The sequence below is a fragment of the Pectobacterium sp. HCp5_1 genome (assembly GCF_032905925.1).
Lineage (GTDB): Bacteria > Pseudomonadota > Gammaproteobacteria > Enterobacterales > Enterobacteriaceae > Pectobacterium > Pectobacterium brasiliense_A.
Genome location: NZ_JAUMIO010000006.1, coordinates 24,888 through 38,369 on the forward strand (window position 1 = coordinate 24,888; position 13,482 = coordinate 38,369).

The window sequence follows — 13,482 nt, forward strand, 5'->3', positions numbered from 1 at the left end:
ATGCGCCAGATTGACGTCTACTCTGCGAGTGATAACAAACGAGGGATATTTTTGGTGTTTTACCAACGAAATACCCGCCGTGTTTTAGCTCGGACGGATATCCACCCACCAGGAAAAACGCCGGGTCACCTTCACTGGCAGCGTCCGCGCAACGGCGTCAAGCAGGCGATCGGTTTCATGTAGCGGAAAAACGCCCGAAATCCGTAGCATCGTCACCGCAGAATCAACATGAAAATAACCGTGGTGATAGCGGGCAATTTCATTAACAAGCTGTCCTAACGGCATGTTATCCGCGACCAGTTGCCCTTTGCGCCAGCTCTGGCGGAAATTCTCAACGGGCGCGGGTTCACTGCTCCTGTCATGGGTAAAGATAACCTGCTGCCCTGCCGTCACGCGCTGCGCAGCGGGTACCGCCGTTTGTAGCAAGACCTCACCGCTAAAAACGGAGAGGACGCTGTGGGCGGACGTATAGCGCAGCGCTAATTGGCAGGAATGCGCAGAAGCAGTGAGATCGCCGTGGGGCGTGGTCAACCGGGCTGCGTGAGCCGTTCGGTTGTCCAACATCAATTCACCTTTGAGCAATTGAAACGTCAGCGGCTGAGACAACGCAGGGTTGCCCTGCTGATTCAATGCCGAATCCGTATTGAGCCAGACGGTCATCCCCGTTTCGATGTTGAGCTCACGCGTTTCGCCCGTTCCCGTGTGGTAATCCGCCGCATAGCTTTCCCACGGCAGGCTAAAGCCCACGCCTCCGGTAAGGCTGGCAATCGCCAACAGTTTGAGCATGCGCCGACGTTCTCCACCCCGCTTGCTCAGCACCGAAGAAGCTAATTGGCTGTCTACCGCATGGAAGCGGGCGTGAATCTGTTCAACCTGCTGCCAGGCAAGTCGATGGGTGTCATCCTGATGTAACCATCGCTGCCATGCCTGACGCTCGTGTTCGGAGCAGTCTTCGTCATACAGCGTGGCATACCACTCAGAGGCGGCATGAAGAACATCTTTCGGAATAGAAGAAGTAATAGAGGAAATCATAAGTCCTGACACAATAGACAATTCAGCATTGCCTGTGCCATATATTTTTTCACCATCCGCTCGGAAACGGCTAATTGTTCAGCAACCTGCCGATAGGTCAAGCCATCAAGATGCACGAGCAAGAATGCCTGACGCACTTTGCCCGGCAGCGTCGCCAGCATTTGGTCGATGGCCATCAGCGCATCAACCACCATAGCCTGCTGTTCCAGCGAGGGAGAAAAAGTAAACTCCTGCTCTGCCAGCACCTGAAGATAGGCATTCTCGATGTCTTTACGTCGCCAGTGATTGACCACCAGCCCGTGGGCAACCGTCGTTAGCCAGGCACGCGGTTCACGAATGCGATCGGCCTGATGCAGGCAGATCAAACGTAGAAACGTATCCTGAGCCAGATCCGCAGCCTGCTGAGAACACCCCAAACGCCGACGCAGCCACGCCTGTAACCAGGCATGATGGTCATGATAAATCTGCTGAACGGTTAAGGTTTCAGGCTGATTGGGGCAGACAGCGGCGGGACTCTTCACGGTATTCGCTCAATGTGACAGCAATGAAATGATTTTCATTATCATTAACAGCAAAGTCAACGACTATTCGCGGTTATCATGCTGATTACGCGAAAAAGGAGGGGCTACATGTCGTACATGCAAAAAGAAAGAAGCCCGAGGGCTTGAGGTTGCTGACAAAGTCTGTTGAGCGGTAGTAACGGATAGATCGTAAAGACGCTATAAATACATCCATGTACGCTCGGATTGCGCCATCCATGGCGCAAACGCTTTACTCTTCTATTCCGTTACTCCCGTTTTCGTTCAGAAAATAGGTTTGTCAACAGTCTGGAGCCCGAGGGCTTTTTTAGTGAGAGTCGAGAAGGAGGATTACCAGCGATAGCTGACATTCGCGCTAACGTTCCGGCCTTCACCGTAGTAGCACCAATAGTTACAGGCGCTGACATACTCACGGTTTGTCAGGTTGGTTGCATTAACCTGCAAGCGCCAGTCTTTGCTGAAATCATAGGCGATCATCGCATCCCACAGCGTATAAGCCGGAACCTTCATGTCCGCTGAATTGGCGATGTCACCGTAAGAGCTGCCCACATAGCGCACACCGCTGCCAATACTTAATCCTTCCAGCTTGCCGTTAAAGGCATAAGTCGCCCAGCCAGACACGATCTGTTCAGGCAGGCCCGGTAGGCGTTTACCCACTTCACCGACAGAACCGGATTTGGTCGTCTCCACTTCGTTGTACGTGTAGTTTGCCGTCAGCGTCAGACCGGTGTAAACCTCACCACTGAATTCCAATTCAAGGCCGCGTGAACGCGCTTCACCCGCCTGAATAGTCAGATTAGGGTTTTTAGGATCCGTCGTTTTAACGTTTTTCTGTTCCAGATTAAACAGGGCAGCAGACGCATAACCGTTAAAGCCTTCTGGCGTATATTTCACGCCAACTTCCGTCTGGTGGCCTTCTTCCGGTACATAAGGACGTTGGTAACCATCGCGACCCGACACCGGCAGGAACGATTCCGAGTAGCTGACGTAAGGGGAAATACCGTTATCAAACAGGTACATTACCCCAGCAGTCTTGGTAAATTTGGTATCGTCGGTCCGAGTATCCGCGCCTGATGAAAAATTACGGTCGCGAGACTTCGCCACGTCGTAACGTCCACCCAGCAGGAAGATCAGACGCTCGTCATACTTAATCTGGTTCTGGACATAATACCCGGTCTGATGGCGTCCAGAGCGGTGAGCGAACAGTTGGCTATCTGGTGACGTGTAGTTGCCGTAAACCGGGTTAAAAATATCGATAGGTTGGCCAAAGGAGTACAGATTCCCATCACGGCTTTGCGTATTGGCACGGCGGTAGTCGAACCCAAGCAGCAGAGTATTTTCAATATCTTCCCACTGCCATTCGCCAACGAGACGGTTATCGGTAGCCCAGTTTTGTGCAAAACCGTCACGGTAGGTCAACCCACGATTGGCTAATCGATCGCTCACAACATTCGTTACCGGATCGGTATACATGCCCAGCGCATAAGCATTGCGCAGATCCAAATTCAGATAGGAATAGTTCACATTCTGGTGGAACGTCCAGGTATCATTGAAATGATGCGTAAGTTCATAGCCCAGAGTGAACTGCCGGGTATCGTGCCGGTTCATCCCCGGTTCGCCCAGCGACGTTTTATAGCCGACTTTGCCAAACGGCGTGCCATGTAATGTCCCGTACGGCAGCTTAAAGCCGTTGGTCGTGTCGGATTTCGTATCCATGTAGCTGGCTAACACGGTCAATTCCGTGTCTTCTCCGAGGAATGTGACGCTCGGTGCCAGATAAAGGCGCTTACTCTTCGAGAAATCCATCTCACCCGAGGTATCACGCGCTAGCGCAACAACCCGATATAGCACCGAGCCGTCATCATTTAACGGACCTGCGCTATCGACAGCCAGATGGCGATAATCGTTAGAACCATACTCCAGCTCAACTTTCCCCTGCGGTAAACGCGTTGGTCGTTTGGTGATGACGTTAACCAGACCGCCCGGCGGATTTTGCCCGTACAAAACGGAGGCAGGGCCTTTCAGAACTTCGATACGCTCGACGCCGAACGGCTCAATCTGCTGACCGTAGAACCCATCTTCATTCAGCGTCGCCAGACCATTCTGGAATCGTGACTGATCGCTAAATCCACGAATCGTCACCCATTCGGCTTTATTGTCCGGCCCGTATGGCGTCGCGAGAATACCGCTGCTATAGCGCAGCGCCTGATCGATCTTTTGCGCACCGCGCTCTTCGAGCTGCTTCTCCGTCACAACCGCAACCGCACGTGGCGTCTCTGAAATCGGCACATCCAGCTTCATTGCCGTATTCGGTGGAGCAGTAACGACGATCCGATCGTTTTTAGCGGTAACAGGTGCAGAAACGGGAACGGGATCACTCGCCGTGCGCTGCACTAGCGTCACGCTGCCATCGGTACTGTACTGTGCGCTTAGGCCGCTATTGCTGAGGATCTGCTGGAAGCCCTGCTCAACGCTGTAGTACCCCTGCAACCCCGCACCGCGCTTACCCGCCACGACAGCCGGATCGTAAGACAATAATACGCCAGCCTGCTGAGCAAATTGATTGAGCACCTGATTGAGCGGGCCCGACGACACCGTATATTGCTGGACAGGTGCCGCAGACGCAGCATAGGCCGCCGCCATTGGCAGCACTGAGGCAAACGATGCCCCAAGTACCCCGGCACGTAAAGTACGCGCCAATAGGTGGGTACGGAATTTAACCATTATTTATCCCCTATCGCATAAGAAATGCATGTTTTCAGAAGCCATGCCAATTGAGGGAGTAAAAAGGGGAACCAGAAATCGAAAAATAATTAAAGTAATCCGTTATCAATCAGAAATATTAGGGAAAATACGTTGCCGCTATTGGTAAACCGATACGGTGATTAATAAAAAACTGACGTCGATTTTTATGAAAACGTGCTATCGGCGATAAGCGCTATATCAGCTAAGCTGCATCAATAATTAGACGATAGTCTACTTATTCATTTGTCAGCCTTTCGGATTCAACACGCTAAAAATAAAGAAAATTTACAGAGCTTATTGCCAGCGTTTAATAACACATAATTTCTAAGGGAATAATGTATGAACAGATAGAAAGGAATGGTGAATAGACAAGAGGAAAAGCTGGATGATATCGAAACGTTTCGCTGTTTATTTTAAAGAAGCATATTATATGCAATAAAATAGTTAACTCTCTATTTTTCTTAATTTTAACATCGTCGTCGTTAATAAAGCATGCCCTTCATTCTTCATTCACAAAAAACTAGTGCGACGTTATCGTTCTACTGGCCGTCAGCGACTATTAGAGAAATCGATTACTTGTTGAGCAAACGATGCTAACTCAGCCGCAGCAGCGTTACTAATAATAATTTTTCTTTTGTCGTTATTTTCCACTGGAAAATACACATCTCTAGTCTTCCGGCCAGATAATCTCCGATTATTCAAGCTTATGACGCTAAGTTCGTCGAAGGCTCAACCGCATCCTGGTTTAGGATCAGCAGAGAAAGCACCCGATTTTCAACGTTCAGCTTCGAAAAAGACAGCGTACTGAGCTGCTTTTTGGTAAAGCCATCAGACAACAAATCCGAGACCACGCGCGTACTCAACATGTTGGAATTCGTCATAAAATCGTGATAGGCAAACTTCACGTTGATGGGTAGTACATCATCAATTGAGACGGGCGTATTCATTTCAGCACGCAATCCAAAATGAGCGTTGAAGGCGGAATTCGCACAGACGACCTTACATTTCTCGTCAATCACCGCCACTGCACGTCTATCATTCTGAACTGGTTGAGAAAGCATGCCTAAAATCTCATTCCGGCCAAATATCAGACTCATTGTTTCCTCTGCATCATGCTATGTAAAAAGATATCTCACAGCGCGCCGTGACACCACGGCGCACCATTGATAAGCAATCAACCTACCGGAATTTAAAAGGTTTCCGGACTAATAGTGTTCTTCCCCACCCCAGAAAATCACTTAATGAAAATAGTGAATTTCGCTAACCGGAACCGTTTACACGTTCTCAGGCTACCGGGGCTCAAACAGCTGCCGCCTTACTCAGCGTCAGTGATGTTGGGTATATCTATGTTATTTATTTTTGGAAACCGGATATTTCTGAATCAGACACAAAAAATAACACTTCATTTTTCTTTTTCAGCGGCTAGCACACGGCATCTTTACGCCTTTTAGAGAGGTTCCACATCTGTGCTGTGCAACCCACCTAAAGTGTAGATTATTCACACTTATCTGTCCGTGGATAATCAGATAAGCCTATTTCATTAATAGTCTACATATAATTAACAACTGGAACAAAATTTCAACACGTAAACCACTGATGAACGCGCTAAATAGCTGGCCCATGTAGGAATATACTCTGAACAGGATTTTTACTATCGGCTGAATAAGCGGGATCTTTATGCCTTTTGATCGTAAAGGGCGATCAAAAACTTGATAACAATAGATATAATCTATTGAAAACAATGAATTGATCGTTTATTGCATTATAATAGCAGCGATAATTTTGCTGGCTGTCATATTGTGACACACATCACTTGTCGCGTTTTGGCTAACGCGAAAAAAACTGCCTGCTTTCTGCACCAAAAGACTATCTTTTAAGTAACGCCTCACTGCTTTTCCTGCATTGCGTGATCAATCGCGCAAAAAAGAAACAAAGATAACAGGTTAACTACAATTAACGATTATTTGACATAGCATTAACATGTTTAAGGAGAAGCGCTATGACACAACATAATAAACACGCTATTCCCGCTTCAATTGCGGAAAATGCCCTGATAAATGCCCAACAATACAAAAATATGTATCAGCTGTCCGTTGACGACCCCGACGCCTTTTGGGGCGAGCAAGGAAAGATCGTCGATTGGATCAAACCCTACAAAACGATCAAGAACACCTCATTTGACCCCGGCCACATCAGTATCCGCTGGTTTGAAGACGGTACACTCAATGTGGCAGCAAACTGTCTGGATCGCCATCTGGCCGAGCGTGGCGATCAAACCGCCATCATCTGGGAAGGTGATGACGCGACAGAAAGTAAAAAAGTCACCTACCGTGAACTGCATCAGTCCGTATGCCGCTTCGCCAATGTGCTGAAGTCGCAGGGTGTCAAAAAAGGCGATGTTGTTGCTATTTATATGCCAATGGTGCCGGAAGCGGCGGTGGCAATGCTGGCCTGCGCCAGAGTCGGGGCGATCCATTCGGTGATCTTCGGGGGCTTCTCTCCCGAAGCGATTTCCGGACGCATCATCGACTCCAGCGCCAAACTGATCATTACAGCCGATGAAGGCGTACGCGCCGGACGAGTGATTCCGCTGAAGAAAAATATTGATGAGGCGTTAAAGAACCCTAACGTCACCACCATTTCCAGCGTTATCGTTTTCCGCCGTACGGGTAAGATCGGTGAATGGCAGGACGGGCGCGACCTGTGGTGGCACGATCTGGTTGAAAAAGCAGACGATCATTGTCCGCCAGAAGAGATGAACGCGGAAGATCCGCTCTTTATTCTTTATACGTCAGGCTCGACCGGTAAACCCAAAGGTGTGTTGCACACCACTGGCGGCTATCTGGTTTATGCTGCGCTGACCTTCAAGTATGTCTTCGACTATCATCCCGGCGACATTTACTGGTGTACGGCGGACGTTGGCTGGGTCACGGGGCACAGTTACCTGCTTTATGGCCCACTGGCATGCGGTGCGATTACGCTGATGTTCGAAGGGGTGCCAACGTGGCCGGACGCCAGCCGCATGGCGCAAGTGGTCGATAAACATAAGGTCAACATCCTCTATACCGCTCCCACCGCGATCCGCGCACTGATGGCTGAAGGTGATAAAGCGATCGAGGGCACATCGCGTGAATCCCTTCGGATCATGGGTTCCGTCGGTGAGCCGATCAACCCAGAAGCCTGGGAATGGTATTTCAACAAAATCGGCAATGGCAAATGCCCTATCGTCGATACCTGGTGGCAGACAGAGACGGGCGGCTTCATGATCACTCCCCTGCCGGGCGCGATTGAGCCGAAAGCCGGCTCCGCGACACGCCCATTCTTCGGCGTACAACCTGCACTTGTCGATAACCTCGGCAACCCACAGGAAGGCACCGCGGAAGGCAATCTGGTCATCGTGGATTCCTGGCCGGGTCAGGCAAGAACCCTGTTTGGCGATCACGATCGTTTCGAACAAACTTATTTTTCCACCTTCAAAGGCATGTACTTCAGCGGCGACGGCGCGCGCCGTGACGAAGATGGCTATTACTGGATCACGGGTCGCGTTGACGACGTGCTGAACGTTTCTGGGCACCGTCTGGGGACGGCGGAAATCGAATCGGCGCTCGTTGCCCATCCCAAGATTGCCGAGGCCGCCGTGGTCGGCATTCCGCACCATATGAAAGGCCAGGCCATCTATGCCTACATCACGCTGAACCACGGCGAAGAGCCATCCAGCGAGCTGTATACGGAGGTTCGCAATTGGGTACGCAAGGAAATCGGTCCGATTGCTACACCGGACATCCTACACTGGACGGATTCATTACCCAAAACACGCTCCGGCAAAATTATGCGTCGTATTTTGCGTAAAATCGCCGCCGGTGACACCAGCAATCTGGGGGATACCTCAACGCTGGCCGATCCTGGCGTCGTCGAAAAACTGCTCGAAGAAAAGCAGGCTATGAGTACCGCCTCTCAATAACCCTCTGACCCGCCACTCTCTTCATTCCCGTAAGCCATGATGTGGCTTGCGGGAATGTGGGTGGCGATAAATCAGATGGTGAAGGTCGCGGTAGCACTCAACCCTACAAATTACTGGAGACTTACGATGAATGATGCCATTTATCAACGGATTGAAAGTAACCCCTTATTCAGAGAACTGGTCAACAAGCGACAGCGTTTTGCCGCTTTTCTTTCACTCATCATGCTGGTGCTTTATGTCGGCTTTATTCTGCTGATCGCCTTTGCGCCAGGCTGGCTGGGAACACCAATTAGCCCAGGATCCAGCATTACCCGCGGTATTCCGATTGGTGTGGGATTGATCGCAATCTCCTTCATTCTGACCGGCGTCTATGTGTATCGCGCTAACGGTGAATTTGATCGTCTGACCAAGCAGTTACTGGATGAGGTAAAGCAATGAAAATACGCTTTATGATGCTGTTCGGGCTTTTGGCGCTGCCTGTATTTGCATGGGCGGCAGATGCCCTCACGGGGGATGTCCAGCGCCAGCCGTTGAATATTCAGGCTATCGTGATGTTTCTGTTATTCGTCAGCGGTACGCTGTATATCACCTACTGGGCGTCGAAGAGAACTCGTTCACGTAGCGATTATTACACGGCAGGCGGTAACATTACTGGTTTCCAGAACGGGCTGGCGATTGCCGGTGACTACATGTCTGCCGCGTCTTTCCTCGGTATTTCTGCGTTAGTCTATACCTCCGGCTACGACGGTCTGATTTACTCACTCGGCTTTTTGGTCGGTTGGCCCATTATTCTGTTTTTGATCGCAGAGCGACTGCGCAACCTCGGGCGTTATACCTTTGCTGACGTCGCATCCTATCGTTTGCAACAGCGCCCGATCCGCAGCCTCTCCGCTTGTGGTTCGCTGGTGGTGGTGGCGCTGTACCTCATCGCACAGATGGTGGGTGCGGGGAAACTCATCGAACTGCTGTTCGGCCTCAATTACCACATTGCCGTGGTGCTGGTCGGTATCCTGATGGTGATGTATGTGATGTTTGGCGGTATGCTCGCCACCACATGGGTACAGATTATTAAAGCCGTCCTGCTGCTCTTCGGTGCCACCTTCATGGCCATCATGGTTATGAAATCCGTCGGGTTCAGCTTTGACGCGCTGTTCAAACAGGCGATAGCGGTGCACCCCAAAGGCGCGTCGATCATGAGTCCCGGCGGACTAGTTTCCGACCCGATATCTGCGTTGTCCCTTGGCTTAGGTCTGATGTTCGGTACAGCCGGTCTTCCGCATATCCTGATGCGTTTCTTCACCGTCAGCGATGCGAAAGAAGCACGAAAGAGCGTGTTCTACGCCACGGGGTTCATGGGTTATTTCTACTTCCTGACCTTCATCATCGGTTTTGGTGCCATCCTGCTGGTCAGCGCGAATCCTGCGTTTAAGGACGCAACGGGTGCGCTTATCGGTGGAAATAATATGGCGGCAGTGCATCTGGCCGATGCGGTCGGCGGTGACTTCTTCCTCGGCTTTATTTCCGCCGTGGCCTTTGCCACTATTTTGGCCGTAGTCGCAGGTCTGACGCTGGCGGGTGCCTCTGCCGTGTCCCACGATCTCTACTCTAACGTGATCAAGAAAGGGAAAGCGACAGAGCGTGAGGAGTTGAAAGTCTCAAAAATCACCGTGTTGGTGCTGGGTGTGGTGGCGATTTCGCTCGGTATCCTGTTTGAGAAACAGAACATCGCCTTCATGGTCGGCTTAGCATTCTCCATCGCTGCGAGCTGTAACTTCCCGATTATTATCATCTCCATGTATTGGTCGAAGCTAACCACGCGCGGCGCGATGATCGGTGGCTGGGCGGGACTGTTGACCGCCGTCATTTTGATGATATTGGGGCCGACGATCTGGGTGAAAATCCTCGGTCACGCTACGCCTATCTACCCTTACGACTACCCAGCGCTGTTCTCCATGCTGGTGGCGTTTATCGGTATCTGGTTCTTCTCCATCACCGATCGTTCCGAAGCCGGACAGCAGGAACGCGCCCGCTTCCATGCACAGTTTGTCCGCTCACAAACCGGCGTCGGCGCATCAAAAGGCAGTTCCCACTAACCTTCCTCTCTCTGGCCCGCGAAATGCGGGCCAGCTCTTCTCTGACATCCAACGCTTCGCGCTATTGAAAGATTTTTGCGGGGCGGCTTCACGATAGTTATCGGCCTTCTGTTCTTCTCTGAACGTTCCGCTAGGGTGTTTGCATAAACATCACAGGGAAAGGATGCGATGCAACCTCACGACGCCATCTTCAAACAGTTTTTGAGTGATATTGATATCGCCAGAGATTTTCTTGCCGCCCATTTACCACCCGCTATTCAGCAACAGTGCGATTTCAGTACATTGCAGTTGGAGTCTGCATCGTTTATCGAAAACACATTACGCTCACGTCTTTCAGACATGTTGTACTCACTGCAAACTCGCTCTGGTTCTGGGTATATCTATTGCGTCATAGAGCATCAAAGTCGCCCCGACAAGCTCATGGCTTTCCGGTTATTGCGCTATTGCCTTGATGCAATGCAGCAGCATTTATCACAGGGTCATCAGTCGTTACCCGTGGTTATTCCACTCCTGTTCTATCACGGCAAGCGTAGTCCTTATCCGTATAGTATGCAGTGGCTGGATCATTTCACCGATCCACCGCTTGCAGCACAGGTTTACCATCATGCCTTTCCGCTGATAGACCTGACCGTTATTCCAGATGAAGAGATCAAAACGCACCGCCGTGCCGCACTGCTGGAACTCGTGCAGAAACACATCAGAACACGGGATATGCTGGAATTGGCGCACGACATCGGGCTATTATTTGAACACTGGAATCTGTCTTTGCCACTGCGGCACGCATTATTACTGTACGTCGCGACAGTGGGCAACACGTCTGACATAGACAGGTTCATTGATTCAGTGGCTGAGCCCCTGTCAACGCATAAGGAGGACACAATGACCATTGCACAACAATTACACCAAAGGGGATTTGAGCAGGGGATGCAAGAAGGGATGAAATCTAGCGCATTGAAGATCGCCCGTCAGTTGTTGCAAAACAAGATGGAGCAGGAGCTAATTCAGCGCGTTACCCAACTGTCCGATGAAGAGATGACGCAGTTGCTCCGCAGCGAGCAGAAATAGTTTTTTATCGTGGGCTATCCCTGCCCACGATTCTGCGGAACCCCGCGCTTCACCTTGTTACCACGGAATTTATTCCTCGCTTAAGGTCACCACGTCATACATCACGCTGCCGCCTTTTAGTTGCAGCGTAATTGTGTTGTTGCCATTTTTCAGAAAGCGGGATGACACAGGGATACGGGCGATGTGATAACGACCGCTCTGTAGCGCACCGCGATAAATGGTTTTGTCATTTGCGTAAGTCAGCGTTTCCAACGTGGTGCCGTTCACCGCTACCGCCAACTGTGGCATGGTCGGTTCACTCATGCCGCTGTTGCTCGCGGCCGCCAACGCGATGTTCAGAAAATAGGTTTTCTTCTCAGGTTGCAGGGCAAAACGGATATCCCATTTTCCCGGTTTGGTTTGCGCGTAATACCAGTCACGCTGATAGTCGCTGCGGCTAATATCGAACGTCAGGTTTGCCGGAATCTCCTGCTGCCAACGGGTATTACGTGCCTCATTGCCAAAGCGGAATTCGCTCGCCTGCCGATTGGCTTGTCCAATCGCCCACACAACAGGCTCGGCCTTAGGCAGGGCAATCATAGGCAGCGCTTGCTTATTACCGGAAACGGACAGCGTTTGTTCTGCCAATATTCCCGGCTGTGTACCGCTGTTGGCGTATACCGCCAGATGGTAATTGCCCGGACGGACATGGGGAATCGCAAAATTCCCCTGAGCATCGGTGGTTGCCTGATACGAATAGCCGCGGGTTTGCACATCAAACGGTTCATCCAGCGATGACGAAAGCACGACGGTCACCGGCTGCTGGCTGGCAACGCGTCCACTCACCTGCGTGCGCTCGCGCGCATAGCGGGAATCGCCCACCCATTGGTACGGCCAACTGACGGTTTCCGTCAGCGCCTGACGCTGAGCATCCGCCAGCGTGTGTCCGGTGTCGCCCTGATTGATATACAGCAGCCACGGACCGTAGAATTTTTTCCAGCCCGGTGGGGCGACCATATCCGGCGTGCCGAAGTGCGAACCCGTCATGTAGTTCAGGATGATCGCATCCTGATGCACCAGCAGATCCTGCTTGAGCGCATCGCCGGAGAAATACTCCCGATTGCCGTGAATCAACCACGCCCCAACGCCATTACCGAAAACCCCCCAGAAAGGCGCGGCACGCATGTAACCGGCGAAATCATATTTGGAATAAATGCTGCCATCCGGTAATCGCCAGGTTTCATCCTGCACCTTCGGCGACGCTTCAAGCTGGCTGTAGAGCAGCGGTTTACCCTGACGATCGCCATTGTAGAGATGATCTAACCGGGCGGGATCGAAGCGATAGACATTACGCAGTTCACTGACTTTAACGTCCTGAGTTCCGCTATTCTCGGCTACCACATAGCTATAAAGCCCGCTAACACCGCGACGCATAATCAGGTGATATTCAAGCCGTAACAGCCCGTCCCGGTCGTCGATATAGGCGACATGCGCCATCTCACGATCGTTACGCAGCACCTCTACCCGCTCGGGGACAAAATCTTTGACACCTTTAGCATGCGCATCGTTAGTATAGTAATCGAGGTAGGCGCTACGTGTTTTACTCGGATCGCGCACCGCGCCGGACAGGTTGGTGACGATATTTTTTCCTCCCGTCACCATGCTCACCGCGCTGCCATCGTCCCCAAACGCGACCTTCAGCAAGCCGTTATCCAGCACGGTATTCAAACCAGAAACGGATAACGACACCGCATTATCCTGCGCGCTATAGCTATAGGGTGCCAGCATGGCACCCACCAACAACAAGACAGATCGCTTCACAGTCAGCCCTCTTGTGTTCCACTGTTTAGACAGAAACGTTCATCGCGATGGTTCAAGCCACGGCAAATGTCAGATATTAGGGGAAACACGGTGATGAGGTTCCCGCAGGGACACCTCGCGCCGTGGTAGCCCCGTGTATCTCGGTATGGCACCAAACCTTGTCGCTGAAATTAAAAATTTCTGCCATTTTAAATAGATAGGATAGAGATATGAGTAACAAAATAATCGAAGGGATAAGCGCCCTCCT

General features: G+C 51.1%; 9 protein-coding genes. 4 read left to right on the forward strand and 5 right to left on the reverse strand.

Going from position 1 to position 13,482, the window contains the following annotated elements; all coding sequences use genetic code 11:
- Nucleotides 1-84: 84 nt before the first annotated feature.
- From Q3A88_RS06515 to Q3A88_RS06530, 4 genes are all read right to left on the reverse strand, one after another.
- Nucleotides 85-1,032, reverse strand: a complete 948-nt coding sequence (locus Q3A88_RS06515; protein WP_110163760.1) for a FecR domain-containing protein — start codon at nt 1,030-1,032, stop codon at nt 85-87.
- Nucleotides 1,029-1,553: a sigma-70 family RNA polymerase sigma factor gene (locus Q3A88_RS06520; protein WP_233990952.1), complete on the reverse strand. Its 525-nt coding sequence runs from the start codon at nt 1,551-1,553 to the stop codon at nt 1,029-1,031. The genes Q3A88_RS06515 and Q3A88_RS06520 overlap by 4 nt, the downstream gene beginning before the upstream one ends.
- Nucleotides 1,554-1,901: 348 nt before the next feature.
- A complete protein-coding gene (locus Q3A88_RS06525) occupies nt 1,902-4,295 on the reverse strand; it encodes a TonB-dependent siderophore receptor (RefSeq protein ID WP_317177613.1) in 2,394 nt (797 codons plus the stop codon).
- Nucleotides 4,296-5,020: 725 nt separating this feature from the next.
- Entirely contained in the window at nt 5,021-5,413 is a 393-nt protein-coding gene (locus Q3A88_RS06530) for a hypothetical protein (RefSeq protein ID WP_010282300.1), read from the reverse strand.
- Between the two features lie 902 nt (nt 5,414-6,315).
- Between Q3A88_RS06530 and acs the strand changes: the two genes are divergently transcribed.
- The 4 genes from acs (at nt 6,316) to Q3A88_RS06550 (ending at nt 11,435) form a co-directional block, all read left to right on the forward strand.
- Nucleotides 6,316-8,277, forward strand: coding sequence for an acetate--CoA ligase (gene acs / locus Q3A88_RS06535; protein ID WP_110164231.1), 1,962 nt, complete (start codon nt 6,316-6,318; stop codon nt 8,275-8,277).
- A gap of 126 nt (nt 8,278-8,403) precedes the next feature.
- Nucleotides 8,404-8,715: a DUF485 domain-containing protein gene (locus tag Q3A88_RS06540; RefSeq protein WP_107170383.1), complete on the forward strand. Its 312-nt coding sequence runs from the start codon at nt 8,404-8,406 to the stop codon at nt 8,713-8,715.
- Nucleotides 8,712-10,370 carry a cation/acetate symporter ActP gene (gene actP, locus Q3A88_RS06545; RefSeq protein WP_110164232.1) on the forward strand — a complete coding sequence of 553 codons (1,659 nt, stop codon included), beginning with the start codon at nt 8,712-8,714 and terminating at the stop codon, nt 10,368-10,370. The genes Q3A88_RS06540 and actP overlap by 4 nt, the downstream gene beginning before the upstream one ends.
- 168 nt (nt 10,371-10,538) lie before the next feature.
- Nucleotides 10,539-11,435, forward strand: coding sequence for an Rpn family recombination-promoting nuclease/putative transposase (locus Q3A88_RS06550; protein ID WP_317177614.1), 897 nt, complete (start codon nt 10,539-10,541; stop codon nt 11,433-11,435).
- A gap of 69 nt (nt 11,436-11,504) precedes the next feature.
- Here Q3A88_RS06550 and Q3A88_RS06555 read toward each other — a convergent pair whose 3' ends face one another.
- Nucleotides 11,505-13,235 (reverse strand): polysaccharide lyase family protein, encoded by a 1,731-nt coding sequence (locus tag Q3A88_RS06555; RefSeq protein ID WP_317177615.1) that lies wholly within the window; start codon nt 13,233-13,235, stop codon nt 11,505-11,507.
- Nucleotides 13,236-13,482 lie beyond the last annotated feature (247 nt).

What these genes read in the sequence shown, in the direction of transcription:
- actP (WP_110164232.1), top strand. Translation starts at nt 8,712, where the DNA reads ATGAAAATACGCTTTATGATGCTGTTCGGGCTTTTGGCGCTGCCTGTA.
- Q3A88_RS06550 (WP_317177614.1), top strand. Translation starts at nt 10,539, where the DNA reads ATGCAACCTCACGACGCCATCTTCAAACAGTTTTTGAGTGATATTGAT.
- Q3A88_RS06540 (WP_107170383.1), top strand. Translation starts at nt 8,404, where the DNA reads ATGAATGATGCCATTTATCAACGGATTGAAAGTAACCCCTTATTCAGA.
- Q3A88_RS06530 (WP_010282300.1), bottom strand. Translation starts at nt 5,413, where the DNA reads ATGAGTCTGATATTTGGCCGGAATGAGATTTTAGGCATGCTTTCTCAA.
- acs (WP_110164231.1), top strand. Translation starts at nt 6,316, where the DNA reads ATGACACAACATAATAAACACGCTATTCCCGCTTCAATTGCGGAAAAT.
- Q3A88_RS06525 (WP_317177613.1), bottom strand. Translation starts at nt 4,295, where the DNA reads ATGGTTAAATTCCGTACCCACCTATTGGCGCGTACTTTACGTGCCGGG.
- Q3A88_RS06515 (WP_110163760.1), bottom strand. Translation starts at nt 1,032, where the DNA reads ATGATTTCCTCTATTACTTCTTCTATTCCGAAAGATGTTCTTCATGCC.